General features: G+C 73.1%; 16 protein-coding genes. 10 read left to right on the top strand and 6 right to left on the bottom strand.

The window, feature by feature from the left end; genetic code table 11:
• Positions 1-9 precede the first annotated feature (9 nt).
• The 8 genes from ACFUK0_RS27365 to ACFUK0_RS27330 all read left to right on the top strand — a co-directional run bounded on the left by ACFUK0_RS27365 (position 10) and on the right by ACFUK0_RS27330 (position 10,671).
• Positions 10-693 carry an SCO family protein gene (locus ACFUK0_RS27365; protein ID WP_380254769.1) on the top strand — a complete coding sequence of 228 codons (684 nt, stop codon included), beginning with the start codon at positions 10-12 and terminating at the stop codon, positions 691-693.
• The gene (locus ACFUK0_RS27360; RefSeq protein WP_380254766.1) at positions 690-1,187 is read left to right on the top strand and encodes a copper chaperone PCu(A)C; all 498 of its coding nucleotides are present in this window, start codon (positions 690-692) and stop codon (positions 1,185-1,187) included. The genes ACFUK0_RS27365 and ACFUK0_RS27360 overlap by 4 nt, the downstream gene beginning before the upstream one ends.
• Before the next feature lie 10 nt (positions 1,188-1,197).
• On the top strand, positions 1,198-3,213 hold the full coding sequence (locus ACFUK0_RS27355) for a FixH family protein (RefSeq protein ID WP_380254764.1): 2,016 nt from the start codon (positions 1,198-1,200) through the stop codon (positions 3,211-3,213).
• Positions 3,214-3,218: 5 nt separating this feature from the next.
• The gene (gene efeB, locus ACFUK0_RS27350) at positions 3,219-4,439 is read left to right on the top strand and encodes an iron uptake transporter deferrochelatase/peroxidase subunit (protein WP_380254762.1); all 1,221 of its coding nucleotides are present in this window, start codon (positions 3,219-3,221) and stop codon (positions 4,437-4,439) included.
• Positions 4,440-4,567: 128 nt separating this feature from the next.
• Positions 4,568-5,503: a prephenate dehydratase gene (gene pheA / locus ACFUK0_RS27345; protein ID WP_380254760.1), complete on the top strand. Its 936-nt coding sequence runs from the start codon at positions 4,568-4,570 to the stop codon at positions 5,501-5,503.
• An 857-nt stretch (positions 5,504-6,360) separates the two neighbouring features.
• Positions 6,361-7,638 (top strand): serine--tRNA ligase, encoded by a 1,278-nt coding sequence (serS, locus tag ACFUK0_RS27340; protein ID WP_380254758.1) that lies wholly within the window; start codon positions 6,361-6,363, stop codon positions 7,636-7,638.
• Between the two features lie 58 nt (positions 7,639-7,696).
• A complete protein-coding gene (locus tag ACFUK0_RS27335) occupies positions 7,697-8,542 on the top strand; it encodes an HAD family hydrolase (protein WP_380254756.1) in 846 nt (281 codons plus the stop codon).
• Positions 8,543-8,850: 308 nt separating this feature from the next.
• Positions 8,851-10,671, top strand: a complete 1,821-nt coding sequence (locus tag ACFUK0_RS27330; RefSeq protein ID WP_380254754.1) for an LCP family protein — start codon at positions 8,851-8,853, stop codon at positions 10,669-10,671.
• A gap of 132 nt (positions 10,672-10,803) precedes the next feature.
• Here ACFUK0_RS27330 and ACFUK0_RS27325 read toward each other — a convergent pair whose 3' ends face one another.
• Positions 10,804-11,571 carry a sporulation protein gene (locus ACFUK0_RS27325; protein WP_380254752.1) on the bottom strand — a complete coding sequence of 256 codons (768 nt, stop codon included), beginning with the start codon at positions 11,569-11,571 and terminating at the stop codon, positions 10,804-10,806.
• Between the two features lie 180 nt (positions 11,572-11,751).
• On the opposite strand from ACFUK0_RS27325, the gene ACFUK0_RS27320 reads away from it, so the two are divergent.
• Together ACFUK0_RS27320 and ACFUK0_RS27315 are read left to right on the top strand one after the other, a co-directional pair.
• Positions 11,752-12,483, top strand: a complete 732-nt coding sequence (locus ACFUK0_RS27320; protein ID WP_380254750.1) for a FadR/GntR family transcriptional regulator — start codon at positions 11,752-11,754, stop codon at positions 12,481-12,483.
• Positions 12,484-12,547: 64 nt separating this feature from the next.
• A complete protein-coding gene (locus ACFUK0_RS27315; RefSeq protein WP_380254748.1) occupies positions 12,548-13,780 on the top strand; it encodes a CynX/NimT family MFS transporter in 1,233 nt (410 codons plus the stop codon).
• Positions 13,781-13,831: 51 nt separating this feature from the next.
• Here the strand turns inward: ACFUK0_RS27315 and ACFUK0_RS27310 are convergent, their stop codons facing one another.
• The 5 genes from ACFUK0_RS27310 to ACFUK0_RS27290 all read right to left on the bottom strand — a co-directional run bounded on the left by ACFUK0_RS27310 (position 13,832) and on the right by ACFUK0_RS27290 (position 18,591).
• A complete protein-coding gene (locus ACFUK0_RS27310) occupies positions 13,832-14,548 on the bottom strand; it encodes an ABC transporter permease (protein ID WP_380254746.1) in 717 nt (238 codons plus the stop codon).
• A gap of 148 nt (positions 14,549-14,696) precedes the next feature.
• On the bottom strand, positions 14,697-15,614 hold the full coding sequence (locus ACFUK0_RS27305) for an ABC transporter ATP-binding protein (RefSeq protein WP_380254744.1): 918 nt from the start codon (positions 15,612-15,614) through the stop codon (positions 14,697-14,699).
• Positions 15,615-15,639: 25 nt separating this feature from the next.
• On the bottom strand, positions 15,640-16,539 hold the full coding sequence (locus ACFUK0_RS27300; protein ID WP_380254742.1) for an ABC transporter permease: 900 nt from the start codon (positions 16,537-16,539) through the stop codon (positions 15,640-15,642).
• Complete coding sequence (locus ACFUK0_RS27295; RefSeq protein WP_380254740.1) at positions 16,523-17,524, bottom strand: ABC transporter ATP-binding protein; 1,002 nt, start codon at positions 17,522-17,524, stop codon at positions 16,523-16,525. The genes ACFUK0_RS27300 and ACFUK0_RS27295 overlap by 17 nt, the downstream gene beginning before the upstream one ends.
• Before the next feature lie 128 nt (positions 17,525-17,652).
• A complete protein-coding gene (locus ACFUK0_RS27290; protein ID WP_380254738.1) occupies positions 17,653-18,591 on the bottom strand; it encodes a hypothetical protein in 939 nt (312 codons plus the stop codon).

Below are 18,591 nucleotides of genomic sequence, written 5' to 3'. Positions count from 1 at the left end.
GACTCCCTGATGACCCGCACCACCCGCCCCACCCGCCCCACGCCCCGCCTGCTCGGCGCCGCCGCCGTCGGCCTGGCCGCCGTCCTCTCCCTCAGCGCCTGCGGCTCCGGCGGCACGGGCTCCGGCTCCACCGCGAAGGTCTCCAAGGAACGCAGCGACTCCCCGTACCAGGCCACCGTGCTGAGCAAGCACTTCGACAAGCCCGACCTGGTGCTCACCGACACCTCCGGGCAGCCGTACGACCTGCGCAAGCAGACCGCCGGCCGCAGCACCCTGCTGTTCTTCGGCTACACCAGCTGCCCGGACGTCTGCCCCACCACGATGGGCGACATCGGCGTGGCGATGCAGAAGCTCTCCCCCGAGGAGCAGCAGAAGATCGACGTCGTGTTCGTCTCCACCGACCCCGAGCGCGACACCCCGCAGGTGCTGCGCACCTGGCTCGACTCGATGGGCAAGAGCTTCATAGGCCTCACCGGCGACCTGGAGAAGGTCAAGGCCGCCGCCAAGGGGCTCGGGATCCTGGTCGAGGACCCGGTCGTCAACAAGGACGGCACCGTCACGTCCAGCCACGGCGCCCAGGTGCTGGGCTTCCTGCCGTCCGACGACAAGGCGCACCTGCTCTACCTGAGCGCCACCTCCGTGCAGGCCTACCAGCACGACCTCCCGCTGCTCGCCAAGGGCGTGCCGGCGTGAGCGGCCTGGCCTTCCGGCGGACGGCGCTCGCCGGGGCGGTGCTGGCCACGGTGCTCGGCACCGCCACCGCGTTGGCCGCCTGGGGACCGGACGGCGACCCGCCCGCCGCGGGCGCCGCACGGCTGAGCATCGCCGACCCGTACATCCCGCTGCCGGCGGGCGGGGCGATGGCGGCCGGCTACCTGACGGTGCGCAACGCGGGTGGCGCGGACCAGCTGGTCGCGGTCAGCAGCCCGGACGCCTCCTCCGTCACCATGCACCGTTCGGACGAGACCAGCATGGCGGCGATCGACCGGTTCGCCGTGCCGGCCGGAGGCGCCCTGGAGCTCGCCCGGGGCGGCGCGCACCTCATGATCATGGGCTGGGCGAAGCAGCCGGCCCTCGGCGACGAGTTCGAACTCGACCTGACCTTCGCCAAGGCGGGCACCATCGCCGTCCGGGTGCCGGTCAAACCGCTCACCTACCGACCCGGCCAGCAGGACTCAGGAAGCTAGGGATCGTCAGATGCTGAAGGCCAGTCACCGCAGACTCACCGGGCTGCTCGGGATCCTCGGCGCCCTGCTCGCGCTGACGCTCGCCGGCGCCGGGCCCGCCTCCGCGCACGCCGCGCTGGAGTCCACCGACCCCGCGCAGAACTCGGTGGTCGCCACCGCGCCCGCCTTCGTCACGCTGACCTTCAGCGAGGCCGTCTCGCTCTCCGGCGACTCCGTGCGCGTCCTCGACCCGGCCGGGAAGCCCGTCGACACGGGCGATCCCGCGCACGCGGACGGCCGCTCCAACACCGCCCGGGTCGGCCTGAACAGCGGCCTGGCGAACGGCACCTACACCGTCGCCTGGCGGGCCGTCTCGGACGACTCGCACCCCGTCGGCGGCGCGTTCACCTTCTCCGTCGGCGCCGCCTCGACCACCTCGGTGTCCACCTCCGCGTTGCAGGAGGCCAAGGCCGACAGCCTGGTCGCCGCCCTGTACGGCACCGGCCGCACCGTCGCGTACGGCGCCTTCGCGCTGCTGATGGGCGCCGCCGGGTTCGTGCTGCTCTGCTGGCCGGCCGGAGCCGCCGTCCGCCGGGTGCAGCGGCTGCTGATGACGGGCTGGGTGGCGCTGCTGGTCTCCACCGTCGCCGTGCTGATGCTGCGCGGGCCGTACGAACGCGGCTCCGGGCTCGGGCAGGCGTTCGACCTGTCGCTGGTGCGCAGCACGCTGGACGAACGGATCGGCACCGCGCTCGCCGCCCGGCTGCTGCTGCTCGCGGCGAGCGGCGTCTTCCTGTCCCTGCTGGTCGGACAGCTCGGCACCCCGGCGCCCGCGGCCTCCGGGCCCGACTCCCCGGAGTCCGCCGAGACCGCGGAAAGCAGTGACGAGGACGAGCTGCGCAGGCTGGAGCAGCGGGCCGCCGAGCGCCCGCAGCGCGAGGCCCGGCTGGCGCTGGGCGTCGCCGGACTGCTGCTCGCCCTCGCCCTCTCCGCCACCTGGGCCGGCGCCGACCACGCCTCGGTCGGCATCCAGGTCTGGCTGGCCCTGCCGTTCGGCATGCTGCACCTGGTCGCGATGGCGCTCTGGCTGGGCGGCCTCGCCACCCTGCTGGTCGGGCTCCGGCACGGCGTGGGGGCCGACGCGGTCGAGCGGTTCTCCACGGTCGCCTTCGGCTCGGTCGCGGTGCTCGCCGTCACCGGCGTCTACCAGTCCTGGCGCGGGCTGGGCACCTGGAGCGCCCTCGTCGACACCGGCTACGGGCGGCTGCTGCTGATCAAGGTCGGATGCGTCGCCGCGATGCTCGGGGTGGCGTGGATCTCCCGCTCCTGGGTGGCCCGGCTGCGCACCTCGGACGCCGCCGCGCAGGACGAGGCGCAGGACGAGGCTCAGCAGCCCGCGGAGCAGCCCGCCGAGGAACCGGTGACGGTCCCCGCCGGGTCGGACGACCCCGTCCGGCGGGCCCAGCTGGAGCGCCAGCAGGACGCCCGGCGCAGCGCCGACCGGGCCCGCGGCTTCACGCCCACCCGGGCCGGGCTGCGCCGCTCGGTGCTGGTCGAGGCCGCCGTCGCGGTCGCCGTCCTGGTGGTCACCACGATGCTGACCAACTCCCCGCCCGGCCGCGTCGCCCAGGCCGTCGGCACCGCCGCCCAGCCGGCCGCTCCCGCCCCCGGCGGCGCACCGGCCGCCCAGACCGTGCCCGGCCGGACCCTGGAGCTCACCCTCCCGTACGACACCGGCGGCCGGACCCCGAACGCCAAGGGCACCGCCACCGTGACGGTCAACCCGGCCGGAACGGGCGCCAACGAGGTGCACCTCAAGCTGGACGGCCCGGACGGGCAGCCCGTCGAGGTCCCCGAGGTGCAGCTCGCCTTCACCCTGCCGGACCGCGACCTCGGCCCGCTGCCGGTCGCCCTCACCCCCGAGGGCACCGGCCGCTGGACGGGCACGGCGCAACTGCCGCTGGCCGGGAACTGGGTCGTCTCGGTGGTCGTCCGCTCCTCCGACATCGACCAGGCCACCGAGATCAAACCCCTGAAGATCGGCTGAACAGGATGACCAGTTCCACCGGGTTCTCCCGCCGCGCCCTGCTGGGCGGCGCCGGGGCCGGGCTGGTGGCCGGGGCGGCGGGCGGCGTCGCCGTCGGCCGCCCGGCCGGCCCCGCCCCGGCGGCGGCCGCCGGGCTGGGCAGCGGGCGGATCCCGTTCCACGGCGCCCGGCAGCCGGGCATCGTCGAACCGCAGCAGGCCCGGGTGCATCTCGCCGCCTTCGACCTGGCCCCCGGGGCCGGCCGCGACGGGCTGCGGGAGCTGCTGAAGCGGTGGTCGCAGACCGCCGCCCGGCTCGGCCGCGGCGAGCCGGCCACCGAGCACGAGAACCGGATCGCCGCCGACGCGGGGCCCTGCTCGCTGACCGTCACGTTCGGCTTCGGCGCGACGCTCTTCGACCGGGCGGGCCTCGCCGACCGCCTGCCGCCGGCCCTCGAACCGCTGCCGGACTTCCCCGAGGACGCCATCGACCGGGCCCGCAGCGACGGCGACCTCTGGGTGCAGATCTGCGCCGACGACGCCCTGGTCGCCTTCCACGCCCTGCGGGTGCTCCAGCAGCAGGCCGCCGGCACGGCGGTCGCGCGCTGGCAGATGTCCGGCTTCAGCCGCACCCCGGGCGCGGCCGGCACGGCCCCCGTGACCGGGCGCAACCTGATGGGCCAGATCGACGGCACCAACAACCCGCAGCCGCAGCAGCCGGACTTCGCCGCGAAGGTGTTCTGCGGCAGCGAGGCGCCCGGCTGGCTGGCCGGCGGTACGTACGTGGTGCAGCGCCGGATCAGGATGCTGCTCGACAACTGGGAGAACCTGCCCGAGGACCGGCAGGAACGGGTGATCGGCCGCCGCAGGTCGGACGGCGCACCGCTCTCCGGCGGCACCGAGCACACGGCCGTCGACCTGGCCGCCCAGAACCCCGACGGCACCCTGGCGATCCCCGCCGACGCCCACGTCCGGGTGGCGGCCCCGGCGGCCAACGGCGGGGCCGCCATGCTGCGGCGCGGCTTCTCCTACCACGACGGGCTGCTCCCGGACGGCTCCCCGGACGCCGGGCTGCTCTTCGTCGCCTTCCAGGCCGATCCCGCCCGCGGCTTCGTCCCCGTCCAGCGCAAGCTGGCCCGCGGTGACGGCCTCTCGCGCTTCCTGCGGCACGAGGCCAGCGGCCTGTACGCGGTGCCGCCGGGCGCCCCGGAGGGCGGGTACGTGGGGCAGGCCCTCCTGGAGGGGTGAGAGCGGCGGGCGCGGGCCGGTGCGGCCCAGCCACCGGGACGGTCCGGTGGGGTGCGCGGCGAGTGGCTAAGGTGGCAGGTCTGGAAAGGCCGCGCTCCGCGTGGCACCCCTTTCGCTCGGAGGCGGCAATGTCGGCCACCCGCTACACCTACCTCGGGCCCGAGGGCACCTTCACCGAGGTCGCCCTGCGGACCCTGCCCGAGGCGGCGACCCGGGAGCTGGTGCCGCTGGCCTCGGTGCCGGCCGCACTGGACGCCGTCCGGGAGGGACAGGCCTCGGGGGCGTTCGTGCCGATCGAGAACTCGGTCGAGGGCGCGGTCACCGCGACCAGCGACGAGCTGGCCTCCGGCACCCCGCTGATGATCTACCGCGAGGTGCTGCTGCCGATCGCGTTCGCCCTGCTGGTCCGGCCGGGTACGGCGCTGGCGGACATCAAGACCGTCACCAGCCACCCGGTGGCCCAGCCTCAGGTGCGCCGCTGGATCGCGGCCAACCTGCCGGACGCCCGCTGGGAGTCCGCGGCCTCCAACGCGGACGGCGCCCGGCTGGTCCAGGAGGGCCGCTTCGACGGGGCCTTCGCGGGTGAGTTCGCGGCGCCGCTGTACGGGCTCGACGTGCTGGTCGACGACATCCACGACGCCGAGAACGCGGCCACCCGGTTCGTCCTGGTCGGGCGCCCCGGCCGGGTCTCCTCGCCGACCGGCGTGGACAAGACCTCGATGGTGGTGTGGCTGCCGGACGACCACCCGGGCGCCCTGCTGGAGCTGCTGCAGGAGTTCGCGGTGCGCGGGGTCAACCTGATGCGGATCGAGTCCCGGCCGACCGGCGAGGGGCTCGGCAACTACTGCTTCCTGATCGACTGCGAGGGGCACCTGGCCGAGCGCCGGGTGAGCGAGGCCCTGATGGGCCTGAAGCGGATCTGCCCGCAGGTGCGGTTCCTGGGTTCGTACCCGCGGGCCGACCGGCCGACGAAGACGTTCCAGCGCCCCGGTACCTCGGACGCCGACTTCACGGAGGCGGCGGACTGGCTGTCGCGCTGCCTGGACGGTCGCGGGGAGCTCTGAGCGGCATCGCCGCAATCGGATCAATTCCGGTCGCATTCGACCGTTTTTCGACACGCCGGTGAGATCACCCGTCCGGTGGGCGGCGCATCCGGCCCGCCGGACGGGGCGGCCCGGGCTGCCCGTCCGGCCCGTCCGGCCCGGGGCGGCCCGGCGCGCCGCCCGACGTCCACAGGCGGCCCGGGACGGGCGATGCCTGTCCACAGCTATCCACAGGCGGACGCTGGTATCCACAGCCGGGAGTTATCCACAGACCTGGGGACGAGTCGACAAACCGGTATAGCCACAGTCAAGTCCGGTCAGATCATCGGTTGGCGCCATAAAGATGACTAATCCGACCCGAGTCACCCCAGTGCCATCAAATCACCCGTCCGAGCGGACCAATTCCCTCGCCCGAGAAGGTCAAATGAGGTTTGAAACCTCAATTCCTCAGCCGCTGAGCGGCTGCACCTTGGCTTCCCGGCGATCCACAGGGGGCCTCGGTGCCCTGTGGATAAAGGGCCGGGGCGGCGTCGTCCACCGGAGTTGTCCACAGGATTCGGCGAGTTATCCCCAGCCGGGATCAACAGGCCGGCCAGGCCGTCGGCGCGCTCTCCACCGGACCCTCCGGGCCCTCCCGCCTGCGGCCGGACCCGGGGCCCGGGACATGATCGCAGAGAATCGGGCAGAATGCGACATATCCGGATGACTGCCGACAGGACCGCGCCCACCTGTGAAGGCCGTGAACGACACCGGTGACATGACCGTTCGTCAGAACCGCCGCCCCGGCGCCGCCCCGCGCGGGCCCGCCGCGACGGCCGTTCCCCGCCCGGGGTAAACCGGTGCCGATCCCCGGGCCCCGTCCCGGTAGGCTTGGCCCCGTGATTGACCTTCGCCTGCTCCGTGAGGACCCCGACCGAGTGCGCGCCTCGCAGCGCGCCCGTGGTGAGGACGTCGACCTGGTCGACGCCCTTCTCTCTGCCGACGAGCGGCGCCGGTCCTCGGGCAGTCGCTACGACGAGCTGCGCAACGAGCAGAAGACGCTCGGCAAGCAGATCCCCAAGGCCCAGGGCGACGAGAAGGCCGCCCTCCTCCAGCGCACCAAGGTGCTCGCCGACGAGGTGAAGGCCGCCGACGCCGAACAGGGCGCCGCCAAGGAGGAGGCCGACCAGCTCGTCCGCCGGCTGGCGAACCTGATCGACCCGGCCGCCCCGATCGGCGGCGAGGAGGACTTCGTCACGCTGGAGGAGATCGGCACCCCGCGCGACTTCGCGGCCGAGGGCTTCGAGCCCAGGGACCACGTCGAGCTGGGCCAGATCCTCGGCGCCATCGACATGGAGCGCGGCGCCAAGGTCGCCGGCTCCCGCTCGTACTACCTGACCGGTGTCGGCGCGCTGCTGGAGCTCGCCCTGGTCAACATGGCGATCAACCAGGCCACCGCGGCCGGCTTCACCCCGATGATCACCCCGGCGCTGGTCCGCCCGGCCGCCATGGACGGCACCGGCTTCCTCGGCCAGGCCGCCGAGAACGTGTACTACCTGGAGGACGACGAGCGCTACCTCGTCGGCACCAGCGAGGTACCGCTCGCGGCGTACCACATGGACGAGATCATCGACGCGGACAAGCTCCCGCTGCGCTACGCCGGGTACTCCTCCTGCTTCCGCCGCGAGGCCGGGACGTACGGCAAGGACACCCGCGGCATCATCCGGGTCCACCAGTTCGAGAAGGTGGAGATGTTCGTCTTCACCACCCCGGAGGAGGCGGAGGCCGAGCACCGCCGCCTGCTGCAGTGGGAGAAGGACTTCCTCAACGCGCTCGACCTGCCGTACCGGGTGATCGACCTCGCCTCCGGCGACCTCGGCGCCTCGGCCGCGCGCAAGTTCGACATCGAGGCCTGGGTCCCGACCCAGGGCAAGTACCGCGAGGTCACCTCCACCTCGAACTGCACCGAGTACCAGGCCCGCCGGCTCTCCATCCGGATGCGCGAGGACGGCAACAAGGTCCGCCCGCTGGCCACGCTGAACGGCACGCTGGTCGCCGTCCCGCGGGTCATCGTCGCGATCCTGGAGAACCACCAGCAGGCCGACGGCTCGGTGGTCGTCCCGGAGGCGCTGCGGCCGTACCTCGGCGGGCGCACCGTGCTCGAACCGGTGAAGTAGCGGCCGGCCACCGGCGCAGCACCCGCATCACAGGCAACTCCCGGGAGACGCAAGGCCCATGAGCACCGCAAGCGCCAACCCCGTCTCCCCCGGTGGCGACCTGCCCTACCGGCTGGTCGCCACCGACCTCGACGGCACTCTGCTGACCTCCGCGGAGACCGTCTCCGAGCGCACCCGCGCCGCCCTGGCCACCGCCACGGCGGCCGGCGCGCTGCACATCATCGTCACCGGCCGCTCGGCCGGCTGGGCCCGCCCGGTCTTCGACGAGATCGGCTACACCGGGATCGCGGTCTGCGGGCAGGGCGCGCAGGTCTACGACGCGGGCGCGCACCGGCTGCTCACCTCGATGACCCTGGACCGCCGGCTCGCCGCCCTCGCCATCGCGAAGATCGAGGCCGAGACCGGCCCGCTCGCCATCGCCGCCAACCAGGACGGCCTGGACGGGCAGGTCCTGGCGGGCCCCGGCTTCGAGCTGCTGATCGGCTCCGACCTGCCGGTGACCGCGACGGGCCACGACGAGCTGCTGAGCACCCCGGTCAGCAAGCTGTACATCCAGCACCGCGAGCTGTCCGACGACGCGCTCGCCGGAGCCGCCCACCAGGTCGCCGGTGACCTGGTCAGCGTCACGATGGCCGGGCCGGGCATCGTCGAGCTGCTCCCGCTCGGCCTCAGCAAGGCGACCGGCCTGTCGGTGGCGGCACGCCGGCTCGGCGTCCGGGCGGCGGACACCATCGCCTTCGGCGACATGCCCAACGACGTCCCGATGTTCGGGTGGGCCGCGTACGGCGTCGCGATGGCCAACGCGCACGAGCGGCTCCTGGCGGTCGCCGACGAGGTCACCGTGAGCAACGACGAGGACGGCGTGGCCGTCGTCCTGGAGCGGCTCTTCGCGTCCGGTGCCTGACCCGGGCCCCACGGCCGGATGTCCGGACGTGATCGGCAGCACCCGGATGCCGACCTTCCCAGAAAGAGTTTGTATGCTCCGCTGAAGCTCCATGCGTTGGCCGGAGCTCCGTGGGAGGTCCTGCCGAAAGCGCCCCGGGCGTGCTCGTCTGCTCCCCCGATCCTCGTGTATGCAACCTGGGGGCGTTCTCGATCGTCTCTTTGGGTGCGGTGCTCTTCGGACAGAGTCGTCCCGGACGCGGTGCTCGTGAGGTGTGGTGCTCCAGGTGCAGCGTGAGGTTGCTGCTTCCGCCGGTGAAAGGTACGCGCATGTCAGGCCAGTGGGACGAGAGCCCGTACGGGGGCGACGGGCAGTGGCATGACGACGCGTCGAACGGCGCCGTACGACTCACCCCGCCCGGGGCCGGACCGGGGCCCGAGCGCGCGAGCGGCTCCCCCGCCGCCGTACCCCCGCCGCGGACCGGCGGCCGGGCGGAGGCCCGGCGGGCCGCCCAGGGGCGCGGCAACCAGGGCGGACGCGGCAGCCAGGGCGGCCGCGGAGCGGGCCAGGGCTCGGGACAGGGCGGCGGACGGGCGGCCGGCGGCGGACGGGGCCGCAAGCCCGAACGCAACGTCAAGAAGATCGTCGCCTGGACCTCGGCCGGCGCGCTGGTCCTCATACTCGGCGCCGGCGGTGCCGTCTACCTGAAGATCAACGGGAACATCAAGACCTTCGACTCCGACGCCGTGAGCACCGACCGGCCGCCGGAGACGCAGGCCGACGCGAACGGCAACAAGCCGGTGAACGTGCTGCTCATCGGCTCCGACAGCCGCGGCGGCAACAACGCCGACCTCGGTGGCGGCGACGACGCCGGGGCCCGCTCCGACACCACGATCCTGCTGCACGTCTACGCCGACCACAAGCACGCCGTGGGCATCTCCATCCCGCGTGACGCGCTGGTGACGATCCCCTCCTGCAAGCTGCCGAACGGCAAGTGGACCAAGGAGCAGCCCGCGACGAAGTTCAACGCGGCCTTCTCGGTGGGCGACACCGACCTCGGCAACCCGGCCTGCACGCAGAACACCGTCGAGAAGATCACCGGCATCCGCATCGACCACACCATCGAGGTCAACTTCGAGGGTTTCGCCGCGATGACCTCGGCGGTCAACGGCGTCGACGTCTGCCTCCCGAACGCGATCTACGAGAACGACATCAACCCGAACCAGACCAAGAAGGGCAAGGAGATCCTCAAGAAGGGCCTGCAGACCGTCCAGGGCCAGCAGGCGCTGGACTACGTGCGGCTGCGGCACGGCATCGGCGACGGCTCGGACGTCGGCCGGATGAAGCGCCAGCAGGCCTTCCTGGGCTCGCTCATCTCGAAGGTGAAGAAGCAGGGTCTCAGCCCCACCACGCTGCTGCCGCTGGCGGACGCGGCGACCAAGTCGATGCGGGTCGACGAGGGGCTCGACTCGGCCCAGAAGCTGATGTCGTTCGCGCTCTCGATGAAGAACATCGACCTGCACGACCTGAAGTTCGTCACCGCTCCGTGGCGTTTCCACGGCGCCGACATCGACCTCGTCCACCCGGACATCGACAACCTGTGGGCCACCCTCAAGGCGGACCGCACCATCGACGGACAGAACGCCACCGGGGAGCAGGCCGAGGCGGCGACCCCGGCCGCCGCCCCCGAGACGCCCGCCGCACCCGCCGCGGCCACCACGGCCGCCGCGCCGCCGGCCGACACCAACGGCACGGGCGTCCGGGTCGCCGTCTACAACGGCACCACGGCGGGCGGGATGGCGGCCAAGGCGACGGAGACGCTCAAGGCCGCCAAGTTCACCGTCACCAAGACCGCGACCGCCTCGTCGACCAACCACGCGACCACCGTGGTGGAGTACGGGCCCGGGATGAAGGCCGGCGCCGACAAGGTGGCCGCGATGTTCCCCGGCGCCACCACCGTCGTGAGCAAGTCGGCCGGCATCAGCCTCGTCCTCGGCAAGGACTACGCGGCCGCCAACCCGGCCGCACCGGACCCGTCCGCGGCGGCGACACCGACGACGGTGCCCACCCTGCCGCCGAGCGTCACGGCCGACGCCCGCTCCGCCGACGACGACATCTGCGCCAACACCAGCTACGGCTCGGGCGGCTGACGCCCCGTACGGAACGGATGATGCCCGCCGCCCCCTCGGGGTCGGCGGGCATCCTCGTGGCGGCGCCGGGGTTCGGAGCGCCGGGGTTCGGAACGCCGAAGGTCGGAGCGCCAGAGTTCGGAGCGCCGGGGATCAGAGCGCCTGGCGGACCCAGCTGTCGACGAGCCCGGTGAGGTCCTGGTCGGCCGCCGAGTGCTCCACGGTGTGATGGTTGATCACATCGCCACCGCCGTGGCCGAAGATGCCGCCGCGCTTGTCGGCCTCCAGGATCACCTCGACCCGGTGCTCGGTGGCCAGGAAGGTCACCTCGACGGAGTTGCACGCGTGCGCGTACTGCGGGGCCGCGGAGAACTCGATCTCCTGGTAGAACGGCAGGCTCTGCCCGGTGCCGCGGATGTGGCCGGCCTCCAGGTCGGCGGAGCGGAACCGGAACCCGAGGGCGAGGAAGGCGTCGAGCAGGCGGCGCTGGACGGGCAGCGGCTCGACGTCCAGCGGGTCGGAGTCGCCCTTGTCCAGGGCGCCGCTGATCTCCACCTCGGTGCGCACGCCGAGCGCCATGCCGGTCAGCCGCTGCCCGGCGATGGTGGTCACCGGCGTCTCGTACGGCACCGGGAAGGCGAACGGGATGCTGCGCTGCTCGCCGGGCGCGAGGTGCAGCGGCGGCGTGACGGAGAAGCGGGCGAACGGGCGGACGCTGCTGCTCTCGCCGTCCTCGTGCTCGATCTCCACCCGGGCGACCAGGGTGACGGTGATACCGGAGATGTCGGTCTCGACGGTTCCGCCGGTCAGGTTGACCTGCCCGTGGAGCACCCCGCCGGGCTGCACCACCGGCGTGGTCAGGACGGTGTCGACGGTGGGGCCGCCGACGCCGAGGGCGCCGAGGAGCTTCTTGAACACCATGGGCGTGCTCTCCTTGGTGGTACGGGATGGGTGCTGGTGGGCCGATCGGTGGAACGCCACCGGGCGCCGGGCGGTTCCCCCGGGCCCTCGCGGATCTAGTTGTAGGATGACCGGACAAGCAGTTGTAGGACAACTGTCGGGCTGCCCTGCCCGCATCCGCGAACCACCGGGGGAACCGCCGTGACCAGCGCCAACGACAGTCTCCGGGCCGCCGGCAAGCGCTCCCTCGTCGACGCCGCCATCGAGCAGCTCCGCGACCACCTCACCGACGGCAGCTGGCCGGTCGGCGCCCGCATCCCCACCGAACACGAGCTGGCGGAGCAGCTGCAGGTCGGGCGCAACACCGTCCGGGAGGCGATCCGGGTGCTGGTGCACGCCGGCATGCTGGTCTCCCGGCAGGGCGAGGGCACCTTCGTGCGCAGCAGCAGCGACCCGGCCTCCGTCCTGCGCGGCGTGCAGCGCTCCGGCGTCCGGGACGTCCTGGAGGTGCGCGCCGCCCTGGAGACCGAGGCCGCCCGGCTCGCCGCCCTGCGGCACACCCCCGCCGACATCGTCCGGATGCGGGCCGTGCTGGCCCGCGAGGCCGAGGTGATCGCCTCCCACCCCGAGCGGGCCGGCCGCGAGGCGACCGTCGAACACGACCTGGAGTTCCACACCGCCGTCGTCGAGGCCGCCAACAACCCGGCCCTGACCGAGGTGTACCGCTACTTCGGCGCCTCGGTGCGGGAGGCGATGCGGACGGCCTTCGGCGACCACGAGATGCCCGAGGTCGTCGTCGCCACCCACGAGGCACTGGTGGACGCCATCGAGAGCGGCGACCCGGACCGCGCCGAGACGGCCTGCCGCGACCTGCTCGCCGGCCCGATCTCCGGCGTCGAGCAGCTCCTCGCCGCCATCGCCGCGCGGAAGTGACCCGCGGGCCCCCGGCGGCCCCACCCCAGCCCCTCAGACCCGCGCTCCAGAAAGAACCCGTCCCATGGCAGTCACCCGTGCCCAGCAGCCGGTGGTCACCTCCGTACGTCCCCTCCCCAGCCGGCTCGCGCACCCCGCGCTGCTGCTCACCGGCATCCTGCTGGTCGCCCTCAACATGCGGGCCTGCCTGGCCGCGATCTCCCCGATGGTCGGCGAGATCCAGACCACCTTCGGCCTGTCCTCGACCGCGAGCGGCCTGATCACCACCGTCCCGGTGCTCTTCCAGGGCCTCGGCGCCCCGCTCACGCCCCGGCTGACCCGGCGCTTCGGCACCGAGCGGGTGGTACTCGGCGCGGTGCTGGTGCTGGGCTCCGGCGTGCTGCTGCGGGTGCTGCCCTCGGTGGCCGCGCTGTACGCGGGCTGCATGGTGATCGGCGTGGCGATCGCCGTCCTGAACGTCTCCATGCCGGGCCTGGTCAAGCGGGAGTTCCCGGCGCGGGCCGCGACGATGACCGGCGTCTACTCCACCACCATGCTGGTCGGCGCGACGCTCGCCGCCGGGGTGTCCGTGCCGCTGGAGAAGGCGCTCGGCGGCGGCTGGCAGGCCTCGCTCGGCGCCTGGTCGGTGCTGGCCCTGGTCGCCGCGGTGGCCTGGCTGCCGCAGGTCCTGCGCTCGCGTCAGGAGAAGGCCGCCGTGGCCGCCGCCCCGGCGGTCGGCCGGCCGGTCGACGGCATCTGGCGCTCACCGCTGGCGTGGCGGATCAGCCTGTTCATGGGCATCTCCTCGCTGCTGGTCTACACCCTGGTCGCCTGGCTGCCGACCATCCTGGCCGACCACGGGATGGACCGCGGCGAGGCCGGCCTGGTCTTCGCGTTCAGCAACCTGGTACAGGTCGCCGGGGCGTTCCTCGTCCCGCTCGCGGCCGGCCGGATGACCCGCCAGCGCGGCCTGGCCCTGTCGATGGCCGGGCTGAACGCGCTGGGGATCGCCATCCTGCTGATCTCCCCGGTGCCCGGTGCCTGGGTGTCGGCCACCATCCTGGGGATCGCCCAGGGCGGCTCGCTGGGCCTGGCGCTCGCGTTCATCGTGCTGCGCACCGGCAGTGCGGCGGGCGCCGCGCAGCTCGGCGGGATGACCCAGGCGGTCGGCTACCTGGTGGCGGCGGCCGGCCCGGTCGGTGCCGGCGCGCTGCACCAGGCGACCGGCAGCTGGACGACGCCGCTGGTCCTGCTGCTGGTCCTGGCGGCCGTCGCCGCCGTGGCCGGCTGGGGTGCGGGGCACAACCGCACGCTGTGAGCGGGCCCGCCGCCCGTCGTCGGCTGCTCGCCGTCGGCTGCTCGTCGGCGGCTACTCGTCGGCGGCCAGTGTGAACCCGGCGAGCTTCACCGAGGCCAGCACGGTGGCGGCGACAGTCACCACCACGAGCAGCGGGACGGCGGCGGCGAGCGCCACGTCCGCGTCGATCGCCCCGTCCGCGGCCACCGTCCTGGCGACCGACAGCCCCCACTGCTGCACGCTCAGCGTCCGGGCACCCTCGACGAAGTTGCCGATCAGGCTCTCCCAGACCAGCGCGTACGCCAGGCCCGCCACCACCGCGTGCCGGGTGACGACGCCGAGCAGCAGGAACAGCGCGCTGTACACGGCCCCGGCGACGAGGGTGCCGACGGTGTAGGCGAGCGCCAGGTTGTCCTTCGTCCCGTACAGGATCAGCCCGGCCACGAAGGTCGGGATGCCGGCGATCACCCAGGTGGTGCCGATGGCGACCGCCAGCTTGGTGGTGACGATCTTCCAGCGGGGCAGCGGCTTCGCGAGCAGGTAGACGATCGAGCCGTCGTCGATCTCGGTGGCGATGGCGCCGGTGCCGACGACCAGGCCGAGGATCGGCACCAGGGTGCCGAGGGACAGCTGCCCGAGGATCTTGACGGTCAGGTCGTGCTTGTCCCCGCTGGAGCCGGTGGAGATCACCGAGATCAGCAGCAGCAGTGCGGGGACGACCAGCAGCAGGACGCCGCGGCGGCGGCCCAGCAGGCCGCGTACGGTCAGCCTGGCGACGGTCGTGTTCACGGTGATCGGCCTTCTTTCGGTGACCGGGCCGGTGCCGGGTCGTTCGGGCGGGGCCCGGCTTCCAGGAGTCAGGAGTCAGGGGCAGCGGTCGTGAGCCGGGAGCCGGGGGTCAGGAGTCAGCGGTCAACGGTCAGCGGTCAGGAGTCGGTCAGGACGAGACGAGGTAGGAGAAGACGCTCTCCAGCGACTCGTCCGCCGGGGAGACGGTGTACAGCCGGATGCCGGCCTCCCGGGCGACCTTCGGCAGCAGGGTGGTGAACCCCTGGAAGTTGACCGCCTGGATGCGCAGCGCCTTCTCGTGCCAGTCGAGCTCGATGCCGGCCGTCGAGGAGTCGGCGATCAGTGCGGCGGCGAGCCGGCGGTCGTCACTGGAGCGCACCAGGTAGCGGTGCGGGCGGTCGGTCATCAGCCGGCGGATCCGGCGGAAGTCGCCGGAGGCGGCGTGCCGGCCGGCCACCACGACCTCGATGTGCCGGGCCAGCTGCTCGACCTCCTCCAGGATGTGCGAGGAGAACAGCACCGTACGGCCGTCGGCGCCGAACCGGCGCAGCAGCTCCATCAGCTGGAGGCGCTGGCGCGGGTCCATGCCGTTGAACGGCTCGTCGAGCAGCAGCACGGCCGGGTCGTGGACGAGCGCGGAGGCCATCTTGACGCGCTGCTTCATGCCCTTGGAGTACGTGCCGGTCCTGCGCTCCTGCGCGTACTCCATCTCCACCAGGCCCAGCGCGCGCCGGGCGGCAGCGCCCGGGTCGGGCAGGCCGTGCAGCTCGGCGTTGGCGAGGACGAACTCCCAGCCGGTCATGAAGTCGTACATCGACTCCCGCTCCGGGACGAGCCCGATCTGCCGGTACACCTGCTGGTTGCGCCAGATCTTCGCGCCGTCCAGGGTGACCGAGCCGGAGGACGGCGCGAGGAAGCCGCTCATCATGTGGATGAGGGTCGACTTGCCCGCGCCGTTGGGGCCGAGCAGGCCGGTGACGCCGGGGCCGATCGTCATGCTGACGTCGTTGACGGCGACCACGTTGCCGAACCAGCGGGAGACCTTGTCGATGGTGATGGTGGTCATGGCGCCCTCTCAGATACTCGGTCGGTCAGATGCCGCGGTAGCGGCGCCGGAGCAGCCAGTACGAGCCGGCGACGATGGCGGCCGCCTCGGCCGCGAAGACGGTGGCGCCGAGCGCTCCGGGCGCGTGCAGCCCCTCGTCACTGCCCAGCCCGAACACCTGGTTGACCAGGCCCTCGACCAGCCAGCCGGGCGAGATCAGGGCCGCCCAGTTCGCCGAGTCGGGCGTCGGGCTCTGCAGCCCGCCGGCGATGCCGAAGATGATCGCGGCGACGGCCAGGCTGACCACCAGGAACCCCATGATCGCCGCCACCCCGAAGCCGCGGCGCGGCGTGCTCGCGGCGATCAGCAGACCGATCGCCGAGAAGACCAGCGCGTACAGCGCCGCCGCCACCACCCCGTACAGGAAGTGCGCGGTGTTGTGGCCGAACGACATCCCGCCGAGCACCGCGCCGAGGTAGAGCACCACCAGCGGGGTGACCATCAGCAGCAGCATCGCGGCCGTCATCGCGCCGAACTTGGCGCGGACGTAGTCGCCCCGGGTGAGCGGCCGGGAGAAGTACAGCGGGACGGTGCTGTGGCGCAGGTCGCGGGACATCAGCACCGGCGCCTGGGCGGCCACGAACAGCTCGACGAGCAGCCCGAAGGCGCTGAGGTAGCCGGGGTAGTCCAGCGGCAGCTCGGTGGAGCCCTGGATCACGGAGATCGCGACGATCACCACGGCGGGCACCGTGAGCACCGCCAGCACGATCATCGGCAGCACCTTGGACTTGCCCGAACGCCCCAGCCCGTACGCGGCGCGCAGGCCCTGGACGAAGAGCGAGCGGGTGGCGTACCCGCGGCCCAGCCGCGGGCCGCTGTAGCCGCGGTAGCCGATGTCGTGGATGACGCCGGAGTCGGACTTCCTGGTCTCAGGAGGCAGCGACATCTGCGGTACCTCCCTCGTGTGCGTCCGCCTCGTGTGCGTCCGCCTCGTGGACGTCCGCGCCGGCCCCGGTGAAGATCTCGGCGACCCGGTGGCGGCGCTGCTCCAGCCGGACCAGGCCGAGGCCGAGCCCCGCCACCGTGTCACGGATGGTGTCGTACGTGTCGTCGTTCTCGATCCGGACCAGCAGCAGCCGGGTGCCGTCCGCGGTGACCGTCAGCCCGGCGGCGGAGAGCCGCTCGCGCACGGCGCCGCCGGCGTCGAGCGAGGCGTCGTCCGGATGGTCCGTCACCTCGACGGCCAGCAGCTGGGTGGCCTCGGTGAAGGAGGCGGTGGAGGAGGAGCGCAGCAGCCGCCCGCCGTCGATGACCACCAGGTGGTCGCACGTCCGCTCCAGCTCGCCCAGCAGGTGGGTGGTGACCAGGACGGAGATGCCGAAGTCGGAGTGCACCCGGCGGATCAGCGCCAGCATGTCGTCCCGGCCGACCGGGTCGAGGCCGTTCGTCGGCTCGTCCAGCAGCACCAGCTGAGGGTCGTGGACGAGCGCCTGGGCGAGCTTGACCCGCTGCTTCATGCCCGTGGAGTAGCCGCCCATCGGGCGGTACCGCTCCTCGTACAGGCCGACGTGGCGCAGCGTGTCGGCCGTCCGCTCACGGGCGGCGGCGGCCGGCAGGCCGGACATCCGCGCCATGTGCACCACGAACTCGGTCGCGGAGACGTCCGGTGGGAGGCAGTCGTGCTCGGGCATGTAGCCGACCCGCTCGCGGATCGCCGACCCCTCGGTGGCAATGTCCAGGCCGAGGACCTGTCCGGTGCCCGAGGTGGCCGGAGCCAGGCCGAGCAGGATCTTGATGAGTGTGGACTTGCCCGCGCCGTTCGCCCCGACCAGGCCTACCACCCCGGGCTGCACCTCTACGGTGAGCTGATCGAGGGCGGTGACCCGGGGGAACCTCTTGGTGAGGCCGTCCGTCTTGATGACAGTGGACACACGCTCAAGGTAGTGGTCGCGGCCCGCGCGGGATATGCCCTGGATTGACGAGCCTCACCTGCACCTTCGGGATGACCCCGGCTCACCGTCCCCTAGGGGAAGGCGAGCCGGGGCCCCGCACACCGGGATCAGGCGAGCAGGTCCGACTGGAGCGTGACGACCTGCCGGAACGCCGGCGCCGGAACGTCCTGCGGGTTGGTCATCTCGATCACGGCGACCACGTCGCCGGCCACCAGGTAGCCGACCCGGGCGGTGGCCGGGGCGCCGGGCTTGCCGCCGCCGTTGCTCCGGACCATCGACGCCACCCCGACGACGGTGTCGAAGTCCTTGGCCGGATCGGTCTGCAGACCCTCCAGCTTCGGCGCGCCCGCCGTCCAGATGAACCGGGACACCGCGGACGCCTCGTCGGCCGAGCCGAAGTGCAGCAGCCTGATCTGCGTCCTCGTACCGTCCTTGGCGGTCCACTCGCGGACGGCGGCGGCACGGCAGGCGTTCTCAGCCAGTACGGCCTTCACTGCCACCGGGTCGCGCTGGTCGTCGGCGAGCGCGTCACAGGCGACCCACTCCCCGGGCGTCGGCCCGGCCACGGGGACGGCGGTGGCGGTGGCGGTGGCGGTACCGCTCGCGGTGGCCGTGGCAGTGGCCGCCGTCGCAGAGGCAGCAGCAGTGGCGGCACCAGCCGTGGAGGCACCAGCCGTGGCCGCCGGTGCGACGGCCTCCTTCGGCGCCGGGAGCAGCAGGCTGCGCAGATCGGCGTGGTGGCGGGCCGACCTGCCGTCCGCACTGGGAGCCGGCTTGCCGGACGGCAGTGGCGGCAGCACCAGCGTGGGGAAGCTGTACCGGCCGTCGGCCGGCGTGGCCAGGCCCGGCAGGTCGGTGCGGTCCATCGTGGTGACGGCGACCGCCGCCTCCACACCCACCAGTCCGAGGACCAGGACGGCTGCGCCCCAGCGCACCGCGGCCATCCGGCGGCGCCGCACGCGCACCCGGCGCTCCTCCGGCGTCTCCGCCGCCTCCACCGGCCAGCCCGGCCCGTAGACCGCGCCCGGCGGGGCCCAGACGTCCAC

It is taken from the genome of Kitasatospora sp. NPDC057223 (genome assembly GCF_042669755.1).
GTDB lineage: Bacteria > Actinomycetota > Actinomycetes > Streptomycetales > Streptomycetaceae > Kitasatospora.
Note: the sequence above shows the minus strand (reverse complement) of the source record. Positions and strands in the feature narration are given on the sequence as shown.